Raw genomic sequence first — 16,365 nt, forward strand, 5'->3', positions numbered from 1 at the left:
GGGCAGGTGAAAGCTGATTCATGCGGCAGCGTGCGCGCCTGACTTGGTGGGGTCGCCTGACGTCCCAAGGCCCAATTCTTCGTCGGCTACTGCTTCCAGCGAACGGTTGGTGGTGCGCGGGCCGAAGATAAGCACGGGGATGGCGAAGGCGATGTAGATGGCGGCGGCGGTCCACGTTACGTACTTCAGGCCACCCGCAGTGACCAGCGCCGCGCCCATCACGCCGGACACCACGCCGCCGACCCGCGCACCCGACATCACGATGCCATTGCCCAAGGCACGCAACTGCGTTGGCATTGTCTCGGGGATATATGTGTAGTAGGCGTTGAGTACGAAGCCACTGAAGATGGCGAGCGCCCCGCCGATAACGGCCACGGCCCAATAGCTGGTTGAGAGGCCCAGCACAACCAACGCGAGCGCGCAGAACACCGACATGCAGAGGATGGTGTTCTTGCGTTCCCACCGATCCAGCAGTCGCATGGCAATGAAAGGCATTACACCGTAGACCACGACCCAGATGAACATGATGAAATATGCGTCCTTCTGGGGGTATTTGAGACCATACACCAGCGCGTAGATGCTCCAGTTGATCCAAGTGTAGTACGCCAGGTACACCCCGAAATAGGACACAAACAGAACGATCAGGTTGCGCAAGACCCCCTTGTTCCGCAGCAGGTCCCGCAAGGTGGCATTCGCTGCGCCGCCTTGCGCTGCCAGCGGATTGGGGTCGTCGAGCGGCCCCTTGCGCGACGCGCGCGCTTCCAGGCTGGCGACAATCTGCGCTGCGTGCTCGAGCTTCCCGCGAGAGACGCACCAGCGCACTGACTCCGGCAGATAAAAATACACGAGGGGCGCAATCAGCAAGCCGATGCCGCCGGCCAAGAACAGGTACCGCCAGGTGTTCGGTCCGCCCGTAGGCAGGTAAAACATGGCCAATGCCGCCGCAATCACTGCCGAGGCTGTGTAGCCCATCGTCACGAGCGAGAGAAAACGTCCGCGTGCATGGCGTGGGAACATCTCGGCGACGTAGACGAGCAGCACCGACGTGGCCGCCTGCACGCCCAGTCCAGTCACGAAGCGGGAGGTCAGGATCATCTCGTACCCTGGGACGAACGCCGTCACGATCACGCCGAGCGAGTACATGACCGTGCCCCACACCAGCACTGGACGACGCCCCACCCTGTCGGAGAGCCAACCGCCGGCCAGCGCGCCAATCACCATCCCCACGTAGAGGGCGCTGCTGATAACCCCGATCTGCTCGGTACTCATGCCCGTGTGCGCCTTGATGGTCGGCGCAGCGTACGAAAAGATGGCGTTGTCGTAATACTCCAGCATCAAGTTGATTGCCAGCAATGCCGCCCAGGCGTAATGCGTGCTCATGGTTGGCAAGCGGTCGAACCGCGCCAACAGATGGGAGGAGCGGGAGTTACTGTCTGAGAATGACTTCGTTCCGTCGATGTGACTCACGGTGTGTCTCCGGTTGGCGCTGTCGCCGTTATTGGTCTTCGGTACTTCAGTGATGCGGCCACCTCCACGCGGAATGCGGACACAACCGCCCTCCTCCCATCAAACGATCCTGGTATCAACGCAGTTGTGTGCACCATGCGGCGCGAAACGGCTCACCTGGCATCAGCGAGGGATCATTGAGCGCGCTGATGTCGTAGGGGTAGTTGCAGCCCCCGGTCGGCAGCGGCCGGTAGAAGAGCTTGTCGCCGAAGAACCGGTAGACGAGTGTGTGGCGATCGGGGCAGTCCGCGCTGACGGGGGCGCCGCCGTGCAGCGCACCGGAGTGGAATACCAATGCGTCGCCCAATTCCAGGTCCCATGAAAGAACATCCCACGAGTTCGGATCTTTCGCCCGTTCCGCCTCGATATCCGGAAGATCCGGCCAGTCGGTGTTGAGCCACAACGGCTTAGTGGGCTTTCCCGGGTCTGTATAAGAGTTGCCGTTGTACTGAATGCCGAGATGCGAGCCGCGCACGACTTCGAGCGCGTTCTTGCGAGGTATCCGTTCAAAACAGGTCCAGATGTTGAGCATCTGCGGCCCGCTTACTGGTGTGTACGAGTTGTCCTGATGCCACGGCGATCGCCCGGCCTTCCCGCCCTTTTTTATGAAGATCTCCTCGCCTTTGAACCATACATGCTGGGAGTCCCATAGCGACGCCACGAATTCATCAAGCACCAGTGCCTTGATCGTCGCGATATGCACATCGCGGTTGGCAATGTTGCCGTAGTCGTTGAAATGCTCGTCCGGCGTGCCTTTGAAGATGTAGCCGTGCTGCGGACTCGGGTGTTCAATCCCATAATCGAAAGCCTCGCGCATCCGCTTGAGCCCTTCAGGAGAAAACAAGCCTCGTGCAACGAAGGCGCCGTCCCGTGCCAGGTCCAGCTTCATTTGTTCAGTCACCTGCATGTGAGCCTCCCCAGTCAATCGGCACCGCAGCCGGCCACCGCGACGGCGCGAACTTCGACAAGAAACGCCGGATTCGCCAGTTGGGTCACGCCTACCGCAGTCCAGGAGGGGTAGCGCTCAGGCAGGAACTCGTCCTTCGCCCTCACGAACGCTTGAATGTCCGGGCCATGCAGGTCGATGTGGAAAGTCACGATCTCGACGATGTCCGCCATCGTCGCACCCGCCTCCTCCAGCACGCACTTCAGGTTGTTGAAGGCCAGTCGAGCCTGCTCGGCCATGCCCTCGCCCGGCTTGCCAGTGGCCACATCAAGGCCCACCTGACCCGACACCCAGATCATGTCGCCGACACGGGTGGCGGACGAGAAATGCAGTTGGTCGTAATGCCGCTCCTTGAATGGCGCGGGGCTAATCATTTTTCGCTTCACGATGTTGGTACTCCGTAGTGATATCAGACCCCGGCAACCTGGCGGAAGACCGGCGAGCGGAACGCATCGCCCTGATTGAGCTTGGCCATTTCTTTCTGGAAGAGCGGGCCGTTGCGGGCGTACTTGGGGTTGCAGGTGGGCAACTCGCGAAAGGTGGCGTCGTCACCGAAGAAGCGCAGCACCAGTGTGTGGCGGGTCGGGCAGTCGGCATCGACCTGTGCACCGCCATGCAGAGAGCGCGGGTGCAGCAAGACGATGTCGCCAGGATTGATGTCAAAGGAGACGATGTCCCAGGAATTGGGATCCCGAGCAAGCTCGTTGTCGATGTGCGGGAGACGAGGATAGGTGCCATCGCCATAGAGCGGATCGGTCGGATCCTCGGCACTATCAAAGCTAGCGCCGTCGTACTGGATACCCAGATGTGAACCGCGCACGATCTCCAGCGAATTCTTCTTGGGCAGCTTCTGGAAACTGATCCAGGCATTGCCCCAATGGCGGCCGGCCCACGGCAGGTTCGCTGTGTCCTGGTGCCAGGGGCCTCGGCCGCTTTTTCCCCCTTCCTTGGCGAAGATCTCCTCAGCGAAGTACCAGACGTTTTTCGAGCCCCACAATTCCTGGAAGATCTGGCCGAAAGGCAATGCGGCCGCCAGGTCATCCAGCTCGGACTTGGCTTCGGGGTTAGCAATGTCGATGTGGGTGTGCAACGTGGTGCCGATGAGGCCGCCCTTGTAGACGTGCGGGCCGGGGTTAGCCATGTCCCACTTGAAGCCGTCGTAGCACCGGGCCAGTTGCGCTTCGTTGAGGCAGTTCCTGAAGATAGTGACACCGTCGTTGCGGAACTGCTCGCGCATCTCGGGGGTGGTCAGCATAGTGAAGCTCCTTGGTGGCTTGGACGGCACACACTCCCGTCTCTAAGATGATTCACTTTAGTCCTCGCCCGAGGTTAACACAACAGCCGTTTTGTAAATACATTCCCATATTTGCACAACATACGTTTTGTGATATCGATTGTCATTGAGCGGCGGGCTAATGGGAAGTACTGGGCGCGTGCGGGAAGCCGCGTTTGCAACATCGCGCACTGCCATGCTGACGAAGAGCCTCCGCAGGGAATACCCTCATTCTTCGTTAAACATAACGACTGTTATTCTAAATTAGCGTTCGCTTCCGGACTACCTGTCAGGGGACGTCGACAGGGATGCGGCCGTGCGGGAGTGCTGTGACGGCTACGCAACTGCCCGGATCAGAGGATCAACCGTGCATGAGTGCAAGCGCGAAGCTTTTCCCGCGGATCGAGAACCTGTCATTGACGACTGTCTCAACCAAGGAAGCGCTGGCGCTGTGCAAAGTGGCGGCGTTCAGTCCAGGTATCGAAGTTCGTGCAGTGGCGGCGGCCGGCTTCGGCAAGACCGTCGAGTAAAGGCAGTCTCGGTTCACATGACGCTATGTGCGCGCGACGGAGGCTCTTGCGCGCACCGGGCCCAATCCTATTTGAACGGAACATCGAGCATGAAGAAGAAATGGCTGATCGCGCTAACCACACTTGGCACCGTAGCAGGCGTAGCCCAAGCTCAGTCCAGCGTCACGTTGTACGGCGTGCTGGACACGAACGTCGAAGTCGCCACGAATATGAAGGCGCCGAGCGGTGGCTCGGGTACCCGCTACGCGCTGAATGGCGGCGGCCTGTCCAGTTCGCGCTGGGGGCTGCGTGGGAACGAAGACCTGGGCGGCGGTCTGAGCGGTATCTTTGTTCTGGAAAGCGGCTTCAGCGCGGACGACGGCAAATCTCTGCAAGGCGGTCGTCTGTTCGGCCGTCAGGCATTCGTCGGCCTGCAGAACGCAACCTTTGGCAAGGTCACCTTCGGCCGCCAGTACACGTCGATGCTGGATGCATTGGCCCCCTTTTCGCCCGCTGCGCTGGCAGTCTTGTATGAGCCAGTCATCGCCCTGTTTGGCGCCGCCTACCGGCAAGACAATACGGTCAAGTACACCGGAACATTTGGGCCGCTTATGGTAGGTGCCCACTGGTCATTCGGTATTGGGCCCACCTTCAGCAGCCCGGGCGGCGTCAACATCAGTGGCAGCGGGGAGGTTCCGGGCCAGATTCGCCGCGATAGCGGCTTCGGTGGCCAGACAACTTATCGTGCGGGCTCGTTCGGCGCCACGTTGTCCTATGATCAGGTCAATCCGAGCATTACCCGTAACGGTGCGCTCCTTGATATCGCCACCAGCAAAAAGGCTGCCGCCGCGGCCAGCTACGCCCTTGGCCCTATCCAAATCATGGGCGGCTATCGTTGGGGCAAAGCAGTCGCGTCCGGGCAGACGCTGGTGCGTGACGACTTGTATTGGGCAGGGGTTTCCTATGAGGCGGCACGTTCTCTCAGCTTGACGCTGGATTACTACTACCAAGCTTTCCACTCTTCGACAACGCCCGCATTGAAGCCGCCAGGCAACCCTTGGCAAGTCGCGTTCATCGTCGACTATAACTTGTCCAAGCGTACGGACCTATACTGGACCACGGTGTACGCCAAGAATTCCGGCCTGTGCCTGGATACCGCCTCCATTGGTTACGCTAATGGGTATCAGCCGGGAGGCACCAGGAACAATATGTTGGGGGCTGCTGTGGGCCTCCGCCATAAGTTCTGAAAATAACTGAAGCACGGATGCCATCTTACTCGGGCACGTATGTGCCCTTTTCTTACAAGCAGCAGAGGTCCCCTTATCGCAGATCCGTTGCTCGGCCACTGCGACTTGGCAATCGCGTAGGCTCCGCTACATTGCACCGATCGCTGCGGGAGTTCCAGTTTGCGAGGGACCCTTTTCCCATTGGAGGCTGGTTCATGGCAAAATTGACCGTCTGCCACAAGGCCGTGCTGATATCTCCTGTGCCATGCATCTGCAAACGCCTATCGACTCATTGTCGATGACATGTCTTGTCGCTCTAGAGTCGGCGCAGTCCTTTCCTCAGTGCCCCATTGACGTGCCGGCTTTCCCGCAATGCGCGCAATGACGGCGTATTGATGAAACGAATGGTCAGAAGGAATGAGTACGCACGCGCCCCGTTGTTTGTGGATTCCCGACAGATGCCAGAGAGAAAAATCAAGCCAAAACACGACGATAGTCGGACCGATCAAGTCACGACCCGTGGCCGCCCTGCCGGTGACCGTGAAGCGAAGCGCCAGGAACTGCTGAAAGCCGCAGCATTGGTGATAGCGCGGGAGGGGTATGCAAAAGGATCATTGCGCTCAGTGGCACAACAAGCGGGTCATACGACCGGCGCCGTGACGTACTATTTTGCAAATAAGGAAGAACTCGTCGTTGCTCTACTAGAAAGCGCATTTGATCGCTACGATGCCATGCTCGAATCCGTTCGGCAAAGCGGCGATATTCATTCGCTTCTGGGTTGCTGGCTGCGACTGAATCAGCGCAGCGAAAGTTTCTTGCCTGAACTCTCCGAGTTGCTTGCGCAAGGCCGGTATGAGCCCGTCTTTGCTGACGTCATTGCCAGACGCTACGCGCACTATCGACGAGTCTACGCGTCGATCCTCAAGACCGCACAGGAGCAAGGGACCGTTCGCCGCGATATTTCGGCTGACGTGCTGGCCGATCAACTGTGCGCCATGGGTGATGGCTGGATCCTAATGTACCCGGTCGAGCCAAAGCGATTCACACCCAAGCGTATCCAAGCGTTGATCGAAGCCTTAGGTGCCCTGATCGCCCCCCCTTTCGCTCACCAGCCTCCCGCGAATGGCAGCTAGTCAGCGAGGTACTTAGATCAGCACTATATCGGCGCAAGTAGTCGAACTGCCTGGGCTGTACGGTGACGGTCGTTCCAGCGCGAAGGAACTACGCCAGCCGTCGGCTTCCAAGGCGATGCAAACCTGTAAGGCCTTCTCGTCTGATAACCGGATCGAAGAATTGCCAGCGCGCTGGGGGTTATGTTTGATGGGTACGCAGCATTGTCCGCATCAAGTAGCGCTGCGCGCACCGGGGTATGTGGATGTGCAACGAGGGCAACGGCGCCCACAACGCCCGACCTGGATGCTCTGTGCGGAATGCATTCCGAGCTATGCAGGTTTCCGAGTCCGCATTCGTTCCAAGGCAAAGGCATAGATCGCCCAATGAAGGTTGCAGGCACGCACGCTCCTTCGCGGGCGGAGTGCTATCTGAACGTCCAAAACGGACTAGGGGCCAGCTTACCCACTCGGCGTGCCCTCCTACCCCAACCAGCCGCCCGCGTCACCAGCAATCGGCCAACAGGAGCCACGTGGGAGCGGCCCTCGCTCCGGCGAACGGCCGCGGGGATGCACCCGACTTGGCGCGGTACCGAAACGTCACGGCCTCGCAAGTCGTACGACGCACTTCTGCAAAGTGGCCGCGCTATACTTCGCAGCGATGCGTCCAGCGCACCCCCACCCCGCACCGCGAGAACCCACCCCATGACCGAAGCCACCGCCCTGACGCCCGGCGAACTCCAGGAGCTTGACGATCTGCTGGACGACCTGCGCCAGCGCACTGAGGAAATCCCGCAATGGGAGTTCTGCGACGGCTTTCTCACGGCCCTGGTCTGCACGCGCCGCCGCATCCCGGCTGCCGACTACCTGCCCATGCTACTGGGCGACGGCGCGGCGCTCGACGTGGCCGAGGGCAGCCCGCTGCCGTTGCTGCCCGCGTTCCATGAAGCGGCCCAGCAGACCCGCTTCATGGAGCTGTGGCAGCGTCGATGGAACGAGGTGGAGCATCAGCTCGACCAGCCCGTGGAGACGCTGGAGGACGAACGCACCTTCCATCCCGAAGCCATGGACATGCGCGGCGCCATCTTGAGCCTGCCCGAGGAAGAGCGCGCGGAGATTGACGGGCGGGAAATCCCGTCGTTTGGCCAGGTGTGGGCGCTGGGCTTCATGTTCGCGGTAGAGAACTGGCCCGAGGAATGGGCCTCCCCACGCGACAAGGAAGCCGCCCAGTGGCTGGACGACGCGCTCGACGCCATTGTCGCCCTGACCGAGGACGACACCGGCCAGCCCGAGGTCTGCATGTACAGCGAGGATGGCCCGCCCAGCACCAGCCAGGCGCGCGTGGAAACCTTCGGCGAGGCGATCTGGGCTGTCTACGACCTGCGCCAGATCTGGAAGAGCCTGGGCCCGCGCGTGGAGGCCGTGGTGAGGGGCGACCAGCCCGGTCGCAACGACCCGTGCCCTTGCGGCAGCGGCAAGAAGTTCAAGAAGTGCCACGGGAGATAAGGGATTCAGCCAGAATTGGCCGATTGTCTGCCCGAATTTCTCAGGCGAGTCGACATGAGGGTGGCTGGTCGCCGCCGCCCAAAGTCGAGCAGCCGGCGACTTGCTCGCAGGGGCCGTGTCCGGCCCAGAAGGAGACGTTGAACTGACCCGTCCAAATCGACGGCAATCGCGCCTCCGCAGACTCGCCCAAGCTCGCCCGCTTTGACGTCTCACCTGGCATACGCCGGGGGCCGCCTTAAATCCACTGGTCGTTCTCAACAGTACGCTCGCCCGTCGCGCCGTCGCCCGTGTTCACCACGCCTCGCGGCTCGATCAGCAGCAGCTTCACTTCTGCGCTTGCACAGGGCTTGTGCTCGACGCCCTTCGGTACCACCGCCATCTGACCGGCACGCAGCATGATCGAACCGTCGCCGGAAGGCCCCGCGCGAAAATCGATACGCAACTCGCCTTCGAGCACGATGAATGTTTCGTCGGTACCGGCATGTCGGTGCCACTGGAACTCGCCTTCGACCTTTACGACCTTAAACTGATAATCGTTCATTTCAGCGACAACGCGCGGTTGCCAGTGACCGTCGATCTGCGCGATCTTGCCGGCCAGGTCGATGGCCTGGCACTGGCCGCGCTCGGCCGGCGCGATGGTGTGGTTCGAGGATTGAGACATCGTTCTCTCCGTTCAAAGGTCAATGCGTCGAGGATACGCACGCGCCCTGCGGCCGTATTGAACGATCGTGGGAGTTTCAGCCGCGCTGGGAGCGGTTCGCGACCTGGAGCCAGCGCCCCGGCGTCAGCCCGAATGTCCCTGAAAAGTGGCGCGTCATGTGACTCTGATCAACAAAACCCGCGGCGGTAGCGGCGTGAGCGAGCGAGGTGCCAGTGAGCAGCATGCGGCGCACCGCATCGAGGCGCCGCATCAACCCTTGCCGACTCGACATTCCCGGCTGCATCGCTAAGAAAGACAGCGGCCGACCATCGGCCGGCAGCCAGTCCGAAGCTGGCGGGCCATGCCAGTGCGGCGGTCGGCCGCATCAATTTCGGAACCAAGTCATCCGGTGAAGCCGGCCCCGCTTGGGCTCTCGATCTTGTTATCGATCTTCCTCTCCAGTTTCAGGTACGCATCGGCCGCGACCAAGCCAAACACCACATGTGCCAGGAAGCTCAGCGCGCCTCGCGCTTCGACAAACCACGGGAAGACCTGGGTCATGCCATAGAAGTTGATCCAATACACGGCGACGCCGAACACAGCGCCGGCAAGCGATGCCATCCCCACACTCGAATCGAAGCTAAACGGTGCCATGATCACCGCCAGGATCAAGCCGAGCACGATGGACAGCGCGAAATGCACGACCAGCCCGACAAGCATGATGCCAGCGCCCGGCGCGGCTTGAGACACCACGCTTGGCCCCATGACGATTGCGCCGATCATCCGCGGCAGCCCCCAGGGGCTCTCGCCCATCAGCCACAGTACGACCATTTCGACCACCAGAAAGACCACTCCGGCGGCAAAGCCGGCCATCGCGGCGGCACGCCAGTCAGGCATTCGCCGCGTAAAGTGGTGCGAGTGCATATGAAGTTCCATAGTGCCCTCCTGTAGATGCGGCCTGATTGGGCCGCTTCCGAGAAACATTTTAGGAAATGTGCCACCAGGTGCAACCCGGCCCCGACTCGCTGAGGCAGCCAAGGTTGCAACGTAACATGGCTGTTCACGCGGAAGCAGGGACATGAGCCGGCTCATGCACATGGGAGCGGCCTCTGACACTCTTGGCTGTGGGACTTCGTCGCGATACTTTAGACAACCCGTGAGGAAGGCCGCGCCGGCCCTCGATGGTGTGATCCTCCGGTTTGCGTAGACGAGTTCGATCGCTCGTTGTATCTCGTCGCGCGCATCCACATCCGGCGGCGCGTTCACCTGTGCATCGACCGGTTGAATCCGCAGTCGACCAGCGACGGCCGCAGCTTGGCGGTGGGCAGTCGGCAGAGACCGGCCATGAAGCGACTTTCGCCCCATACGTCGGCGAGGCATTCAAATGGCAACTTCACTCTGTAAGGAGTCGTTCGCCGAAAAGCGGCGTCGCGTTACGGCACCCCCCGTCGAAACTGCTCGTAAGATGTCACCTCTCGCGACCGCCGGACTTCGGCAACCAGCCGCATTCGGGAATGCCTCGAGCGAGTCTCCAATGCTCTTCCCTCCCAAAACGTCGCCATGACCGTCGAACTCGAAGTGAAAAATGCGGGAGCTACGTTGACATACGTAGATTGAGCTATAAAGAAGATTGCAACGCCTCTACAAATACTCGCACAGCTATCGTCTGTTCACGACCTTTTAGCAACGCCAGCGAGAATTCGGCGCTATGGCTTAGAAACGCGGGATGTATCGCTCGCATCAGGTCTTGCTTGACCCACTGCAAGGCATAATGCTCCGGAAGGAACCCGATAAAGTTGCCTGACAAAACGAGGGTCGCGACCGCTTCCATGTGATGGACGGTGGCCGCTACTTTAAAGTTGCTAGCGTCGCTCAGCTCCCTGGATTCGCGCATATAACCCCGCGCAACGTAATCCAGCTTCTGCAAATCCTCTGTGTTGATGTCATTCGGAGCCGAATTGAAAAGAGGGTGGAGGTGGCTGCAGTAAAGACGTAGATTCTCTGTATAAAGTGGCAGGTACTTCAAACCTGGATGCATAATTCGGAAGGGTCCAATGCCAACATGTATTCTCCGCTCAAGCACCGCAGCCTCGATCTCGTCTGGGGATTTGATTTCCATTTTCAAAAAGAGATCACCCCCTTTTTTCTTGACGGCGCGGATCGCATCCGTAATTTTGGCCTGCACGTCGGTGATGGTGTTATCTACAACGCCAATTGCCAACTCGCCGCTAATCTCATGACGTATGGCCCCGATGTCCGCCCGGAATTCTTCCACTGAGTTCAGCAAGCTCTCGGCCGCCTGATAAACAGAATAGCCCTCTTCGGTCAGATGGAAGCCCCGCCGACCGCGCTCGCATAGCCTTAGGCCCAGTCGCTTTTCGAGATCCGTCATGTGGGAGCTTATGGTGGACAGATTCATATTGAGCGCAGATTCCGCTGCTGAAAGACCTTTCAAGTCAGCAACCGTTTTGAATATGCGCAACAACCGTAGATCGACGTCGGTCATTCTGATCATACTGATACTCCTCCATCCGCTGTCCGTGGGCTTGCACTAGTGGCTCCTACAGCTTACGTCGCATCGCCCCATGGACAGCCTAGCACGGCCGCCGACGTTGAATGGCAGATTGGAAAGGTTCGAGGAATCCAAAACTAAAGTTCGAGAAGTTCTGATTCAACATGTGTCACTCGCGTGCAAGACTAAATGGACGCCTATGGCGGATGGCCGGACCACAGCATCGGAGCGCCGGTTCCAATCGGACTAACTGCGAGGACCTTACTCATGGAAGAAAAAATGTTTGCGCCGGTCACCGGTACAGTGACGCCACGTTATGCCGGTTTGGCTACATTGATGCGGCTGCCGCACATCGAACTGATGAGCGAGAACATTCCAGATGTGGATATCGGGTTGATTGGGGTGCCATGGGATGGTGGCACCACCAATCGTCCGGGCGCCCGACATGGCCCTCGTCAGGTGCGTGATATCTCGACGATGGTGCGCAATGTCAACCGAAGCAGCGGTATCAAACCATTTGAGATCTGCAATTGCGCGGACCTAGGGGATACGCCTGTCAATCCGGTGGATTTGATCGATTCGATGAATCGCATCACCGCGTTCTACGACGCAGTGTGCAGGGCTAATATAGCGCCACTATCGGTGGGTGGAGATCACCTGGTAACGTTGCCGATCTTGCGGGCGCTTGCAACGGACGGGCCCGTTGGTATGGTTCACTTTGACGCGCATACAGATACGTGGAATCGCTATTTTGGCGATAACCTTTACACACATGGCACCCCCTTTCGGCGAGCGATCGAAGAGGGATTGCTGGATCCGAAACGGACCATACAAATCGGTATTCGCGGGGCGTTGTACAACGACAGTGAGAATGATTGGGGAGAACGTCAGGGCATTCGAGTCATCGACATGGATGAATTTCGGTCGATGGGTGTCGAAGCCGTGATCCAGGAAGCCTGGCGTGTAGTTGGAAACGGCCGCACGTATGTGACCTTCGATGTCGATGCACTGGATCCCGTATACGCCCCCGGCACTGGCACACCGGAAATCGGTGGGCTGACAACGATCGAGGCCCAGCACATGATTCGTGGACTACGGGGCCTGAATCTCATCGGAGGTGACGTGGTTGAAGTGTCGCCGCCGTTTGATCCAACTGGCAATACGGCATTGGTCGCTGCCACGTTGATGTTCGAGATTCTATGTGTTCTAGCTGCCAACATCAGCAAGCAAAAACGCCGCTAGCCTCCGAACATCTAGTCAGCGCCCAAAGAAATAGACTGCCAGCCGTCGACTGAGATCGACAGCTAGGTAAGCCTCTACGCAGGAGACAAAAATGGACACTTCGAAATTCGGCACAGAATCCTCGGCAATCTCACCTTCAGGGCCGAACCTAACCTCAGGTCAGATCTCCTCCCGGCTCATTGAACGCCGCTCGATTGACTTTATCCCAGAATCGGAAAGGCATGGCAGCCTGGCCAGTCAGTTTACTTTATGGCTTGGCGCCAATCTTCAGATCACCGCTGTGGTAACGGGTGCACTGGCAGTGGTGCTTGGCGGCGACGTGTTCTGGTCCCTCATCGGCCTCCTGATTGGCCAGATCCTAGGTGGTGCAGTCATGGCGCTCCATGGCGCGCAAGGACCTCAGCTCGGGCTCCCGCAGATGATCTCCAGTCGAGTCCAGTTTGGCGTCTACGGTGCGATTGTGCCCCTGGTGCTTGTCTGTATCATGTACGTGGGATTCTCTGCGGGGGGCATGGTTCTGTCCGGCCAAGCGCTCAGCCATCTGATGGGCATAAGCAACGCCAGCTCGATTCTACTGTTCTCGGGCCTGGTGATCATGCTCGCGACATTCGGCTATCGCACCATTCATTTCATGGGGCGAGTCTCCAGCGTGATTGGCGTTGTGGCGTTCCTGTACCTGTTCGCCAGCCTACTCAAAGGGCAGGACGTTGGCGCGTTGCTGCAGAATCGCAGCTTCGATGTGGGGCACTTCCTGCTGGCCGTTTCCCTTTCCGCCTCATGGCAGATTGCCTACGGGCCATATGTCGCCGACTACTCGCGCTATCTGCCTCGCTCGACCTCGGCTTTCAAGACATTCCTCGCAGTGGGCATTGGTTCGGTGCTGGGTTCGCAGATCTCCATGGTCTTCGGAGTCTTTGCCGCAGCGTTGGCGGGCAACCAGTTCGCCGGACATGAGGTGAGCTTCATCGTCGACTTGGGCGCGACTGGGGTAGCTGCCATTTTGCTCTACCTGACGATCGTCTTGGGCAAACTCACGATCACCACGTTGAATGCCTATGGGAGCGTCATGTCGGTCGCCGCCATCCTGACCGGACTTGGTGGGCAACGGACCATCTCCGGCCGTACGAAATTCTTCTTCGTCGTGGTCATGGTTGGGTTTTCGACCGGGCTCGCTTTGGCGGCCGGGGAGCATGATTTTCTCAAGAAGTTCTCAGCCTTCCTGTTGTTCCTGCTTGCGTTCCTGACTCCTTGGAGCGCCATCAACCTCGTCGACTACTACTTTGTCACCAAGGAGCGCTACGACGTGCCAGCGCTCTTCAACCCCAACGGCCGCTATGGTCGCTGGAATGCCAGGGGCATGACGGTCTATGTGTTGGGTGTAGCGGTGCAAATGCCCTTCATTGCTACCAGTTTCTACACCGGTGCATGGGTGGAGGCGCTCGGTGGTGTCGACATATCCTGGATTGTAGGTCTGGTTGTTCCAGCCGTGATTTACTACCACTTTGCCAGTAAAGCGAACGTGCCGCAGGCTCTGATCCTGCCAGCCGACCACGCCGAGTCGTAGTCCGGCCAATCCGGCCTGCACCCGCGCGGTATCGGGTCGGTGCGCCTAGGTTACCCCCATCATGTCCGGAATGCCCTCGAGAGCCCCGATTGCTACCGCGCTACTCTGACCAAGTACCGACAAGGGCTTCCTGGCAGTTTGGCATCGCGAATTCAAAAGACGCATTCCGCTGCGTTATGCCCTTTGCCGCGATTTCAATTGTCATGGGCATAGCGGATTCGTAGTCTTCGACTCGGCAAAGCAACGGGTATCACCACGGTAGTTGATGTGGCCACCAGCCGCTGCGGCCATCATTGAAGTTCGCAATCGCTCAACGCCTTTGGGTACCAACACGATTTTGCCTGTAACACTCTGCTCTCCAAGCAATTCATGCGCCTGTCTTGCCTCAGCCAGTGAAAACCTTGCGGCGATCAGCGTCTTGATTTTCTTCTGTTGAAGCAAATCCAACAAGGCGATCAGGTCGTGGCGAAACAATGCTGGCCGCATCCGCTTGAGCCACTGGAGCCTCGGCAGCGTCCAATCCGAAAGGCATGGGAACAAGCTCACACTGCGGCAGACAGACGAACTCGGAATACGCACCGGTGATGGATAGTGCGGCGACCAACTGACCTGAATCCACTTCGGCAACTCCGGCACCAACTCGATCCACCAGTCCAATCAGGTCCCACCCCGGTGTGAAAGGCAAACGAGGCGTTTCAGGATGAAAGCCTTCGCGCATCATCAGGTCGGTCTGGCGCACACCGGCTGCCAGCACCCTTACCCGCACCTCTCCGTTCTTTGGCCCGGGACACTCTTCATCTATTACCTGAAGCGAATCCGGACCGCCGTAATGCGTGACGATGACTCGCGTGTTTCTCATCTGACGAGCTGTCTCGGTTGCAGAACCGCCTGGCGGATTACCGACGAACATTTAGCACACGACCAGGTCCGTGTGTCCGAAACCTTTCGAGTAGTCGAGGACGGAAATGACCGTGGGCGTCACGCGAAATATCCTCACGTCGTTCCGGGTAGGCATCGATACTGGCAACGTGGATTGCTGCGGATACTTGAGGGGAAGCATGTGCAGGACCTCGTCCTCCTCGACCGGGTCGAGGACGAGCTTCGCGCGCGCTGCCATAGACAGCCCAGTGATCGCCATCAGATCAGAGGCGTCGTCATCAATGGTTAGGGATACCCGGTCATCCTGAGCCAGGTTAGCTGCTTTCTGGCTGTTCAGGCCACACAGAAAATAGAGCACAAGGCCTTTGCTGACGTAGCCCACAGTGGTCGCCTGTGGCCAGCCATCCGGCCGGATCGTGGCGATCGTCATGATCCGGTGTTGATCCAGTAACGTCAGGATCTTCTTCCTGATCTCGTCATCCATGATGACTCTCCCTTTCAGTCAGGAAAGAGGGTACCCCTCGCCAACCCATGGAAGACGCCTCAAGGCAGGCCGGGGCCACCAGTCCGATGGCACCCCGCATGCAACGGCATGCCTGCGGTCGCGTGACGCCGCAGCCACCGATCCTTAGTTCAGGATAGAAACAGCAGATCCCTTGCCTGTTGACTTGCATCAATCAAGTCCTGTATCGGTCCGGGGCTCATGAGGTGAGATTGAGCAGCTTCCGATTCCTGCGGCCGTTGCTAGGCAGCGAGACCAGGGATCGTCACTTCCAGGTCAGCGGCCGTGCCGGGTCGCATAGTCCACGCCGTGCTCTTCGAGGTACTCGCGTATCAGGCGGCGCACCACCTGCGACGGCGTCTGATCTTGCGCCGCACACAGCGCCTCAAAAGCCTTCTTTTTTTCCGGATCAATCAACAGGGTGAGCCGGGCGGTCTTGGATTCCATACGCTCTGTATGATCATCATATGTTAATATAATGATCATTGTATACAACTAGTAGTCATCATCCGAAGTTCGTTGGCACAAGCCGATTTGGACGATCCGGAGTCTCGCTCACGAGTACAGTCGTGGCAGTTCCGGCCTCACCAGAGTGGCAGGCAGACAGCCGCGGCGCGCCTGGCCGTCCTCAATCGCGGGTGCCAGGATCGTCTGACGTGAATTCACTTGAAGGTGCGGTGGAAACAAGAACAGTTGAAATGGCCAGCCGCGTCGGCCTGCAGGGCAGCGGCTCCGCGCGAGTTGCGCTTGCCGCCAGCCAATTCCACAGCGAGATCCTGCTGGTCTGTCACGATTGCAGCGCAGATGCCAAGGATGTCATGGCGGTGATGCGGCTTTCCGCACGGGCCGGTACCAAAGTAACGATCCAGGCAGCCGGCCCCGACGAGGTGGCTGCGGTGCAAGCACTTGCCGCGCTCCTGGCAGCGTGACACTTTCTTGCGCATGTTTGAT

Annotated in this window: 19 protein-coding genes; 7 read left to right on the forward strand and 12 right to left on the reverse strand. The window is 59.1% G+C overall.

Features of this window, described 5'->3' with window-relative positions:
* Nucleotides 1–18: 18 nt before the first annotated feature.
* From K2O51_RS05010 to K2O51_RS05025, 4 genes are all read right to left on the reverse strand, one after another.
* Nucleotides 19–1,467, reverse strand: a complete 1,449-nt coding sequence (locus tag K2O51_RS05010) for an MFS transporter (protein ID WP_220630569.1) — start codon at nt 1,465–1,467, stop codon at nt 19–21.
* A gap of 115 nt (nt 1,468–1,582) precedes the next feature.
* Nucleotides 1,583–2,395 (reverse strand): phytanoyl-CoA dioxygenase family protein, encoded by an 813-nt coding sequence (locus tag K2O51_RS05015; protein ID WP_235679935.1) that lies wholly within the window; start codon nt 2,393–2,395, stop codon nt 1,583–1,585.
* A gap of 32 nt (nt 2,396–2,427) precedes the next feature.
* Nucleotides 2,428–2,826, reverse strand: a complete 399-nt coding sequence (locus K2O51_RS05020) for a RidA family protein (protein WP_220630570.1) — start codon at nt 2,824–2,826, stop codon at nt 2,428–2,430.
* A 35-nt stretch (nt 2,827–2,861) separates the two neighbouring features.
* Nucleotides 2,862–3,707 (reverse strand): phytanoyl-CoA dioxygenase family protein, encoded by an 846-nt coding sequence (locus K2O51_RS05025; RefSeq protein WP_425332978.1) that lies wholly within the window; start codon nt 3,705–3,707, stop codon nt 2,862–2,864.
* A 389-nt stretch (nt 3,708–4,096) separates the two neighbouring features.
* Between K2O51_RS05025 and K2O51_RS05030 the strand changes: the two genes are divergently transcribed.
* The 4 genes from K2O51_RS05030 (at nt 4,097) to K2O51_RS05045 (ending at nt 8,075) form a co-directional block, all read left to right on the forward strand.
* Nucleotides 4,097–4,255: a hypothetical protein gene (locus K2O51_RS05030; RefSeq protein WP_166487120.1), complete on the forward strand. Its 159-nt coding sequence runs from the start codon at nt 4,097–4,099 to the stop codon at nt 4,253–4,255.
* A gap of 89 nt (nt 4,256–4,344) precedes the next feature.
* Nucleotides 4,345–5,481: a porin gene (locus K2O51_RS05035; protein ID WP_011301819.1), complete on the forward strand. Its 1,137-nt coding sequence runs from the start codon at nt 4,345–4,347 to the stop codon at nt 5,479–5,481.
* Nucleotides 5,482–5,855: 374 nt separating this feature from the next.
* Nucleotides 5,856–6,593, forward strand: coding sequence for a TetR/AcrR family transcriptional regulator (locus tag K2O51_RS05040; protein WP_011301818.1), 738 nt, complete (start codon nt 5,856–5,858; stop codon nt 6,591–6,593).
* 681 nt (nt 6,594–7,274) lie between these two features.
* The gene (locus tag K2O51_RS05045) at nt 7,275–8,075 is read left to right on the forward strand and encodes a YecA/YgfB family protein (protein ID WP_220630571.1); all 801 of its coding nucleotides are present in this window, start codon (nt 7,275–7,277) and stop codon (nt 8,073–8,075) included.
* Between the two features lie 235 nt (nt 8,076–8,310).
* On the opposite strand, the gene K2O51_RS05050 is transcribed toward K2O51_RS05045, so the two are convergent.
* From K2O51_RS05050 to K2O51_RS05065, 4 genes are all read right to left on the reverse strand, one after another.
* Nucleotides 8,311–8,736 carry a cupin domain-containing protein gene (locus K2O51_RS05050; RefSeq protein WP_220630572.1) on the reverse strand — a complete coding sequence of 142 codons (426 nt, stop codon included), beginning with the start codon at nt 8,734–8,736 and terminating at the stop codon, nt 8,311–8,313.
* A 76-nt stretch (nt 8,737–8,812) separates the two neighbouring features.
* Complete coding sequence (locus K2O51_RS05055; RefSeq protein ID WP_342394090.1) at nt 8,813–9,007, reverse strand: helix-turn-helix domain-containing protein; 195 nt, start codon at nt 9,005–9,007, stop codon at nt 8,813–8,815.
* Between the two features lie 110 nt (nt 9,008–9,117).
* Nucleotides 9,118–9,651, reverse strand: coding sequence for a hypothetical protein (locus K2O51_RS05060; protein ID WP_220630573.1), 534 nt, complete (start codon nt 9,649–9,651; stop codon nt 9,118–9,120).
* Between the two features lie 682 nt (nt 9,652–10,333).
* Nucleotides 10,334–11,230: a LysR family transcriptional regulator gene (locus K2O51_RS05065; RefSeq protein ID WP_011301814.1), complete on the reverse strand. Its 897-nt coding sequence runs from the start codon at nt 11,228–11,230 to the stop codon at nt 10,334–10,336.
* A gap of 264 nt (nt 11,231–11,494) precedes the next feature.
* On the opposite strand from K2O51_RS05065, the gene speB reads away from it, so the two are divergent.
* Nucleotides 11,495–12,469 carry an agmatinase gene (gene speB / locus K2O51_RS05070; protein WP_011301813.1) on the forward strand — a complete coding sequence of 325 codons (975 nt, stop codon included), beginning with the start codon at nt 11,495–11,497 and terminating at the stop codon, nt 12,467–12,469.
* Nucleotides 12,470–12,560: 91 nt separating this feature from the next.
* Nucleotides 12,561–14,033 carry a purine-cytosine permease family protein gene (locus tag K2O51_RS05075; protein WP_011301812.1) on the forward strand — a complete coding sequence of 491 codons (1,473 nt, stop codon included), beginning with the start codon at nt 12,561–12,563 and terminating at the stop codon, nt 14,031–14,033.
* Between the two features lie 201 nt (nt 14,034–14,234).
* On the opposite strand, the gene K2O51_RS35100 is transcribed toward K2O51_RS05075, so the two are convergent.
* From K2O51_RS35100 to K2O51_RS05090, 4 genes are all read right to left on the reverse strand, one after another.
* Entirely contained in the window at nt 14,235–14,519 is a 285-nt protein-coding gene (locus K2O51_RS35100) for a zinc-binding dehydrogenase (RefSeq protein WP_245001844.1), read from the reverse strand.
* The gene (locus K2O51_RS35105) at nt 14,419–14,943 is read right to left on the reverse strand and encodes an alcohol dehydrogenase catalytic domain-containing protein (protein ID WP_245001845.1); all 525 of its coding nucleotides are present in this window, start codon (nt 14,941–14,943) and stop codon (nt 14,419–14,421) included. Before K2O51_RS35105 ends, K2O51_RS35100 begins: the two co-directional genes overlap by 101 nt.
* Complete coding sequence (locus tag K2O51_RS05085; protein ID WP_011301810.1) at nt 14,944–15,396, reverse strand: pyridoxamine 5'-phosphate oxidase family protein; 453 nt, start codon at nt 15,394–15,396, stop codon at nt 14,944–14,946.
* Between the two features lie 294 nt (nt 15,397–15,690).
* The gene (locus K2O51_RS05090; RefSeq protein ID WP_041680353.1) at nt 15,691–15,861 is read right to left on the reverse strand and encodes a ribbon-helix-helix protein, CopG family; all 171 of its coding nucleotides are present in this window, start codon (nt 15,859–15,861) and stop codon (nt 15,691–15,693) included.
* A gap of 209 nt (nt 15,862–16,070) precedes the next feature.
* Between K2O51_RS05090 and K2O51_RS05095 the strand changes: the two genes are divergently transcribed.
* On the forward strand, nt 16,071–16,343 hold the full coding sequence (locus K2O51_RS05095) for an HPr family phosphocarrier protein (protein ID WP_342394091.1): 273 nt from the start codon (nt 16,071–16,073) through the stop codon (nt 16,341–16,343).
* The last annotated feature ends 22 nt before the right edge of the window (nt 16,344–16,365 follow it).

This window comes from Cupriavidus pinatubonensis, from assembly GCF_019602855.1.
Taxonomy (GTDB): domain Bacteria; phylum Pseudomonadota; class Gammaproteobacteria; order Burkholderiales; family Burkholderiaceae; genus Cupriavidus; species Cupriavidus pinatubonensis.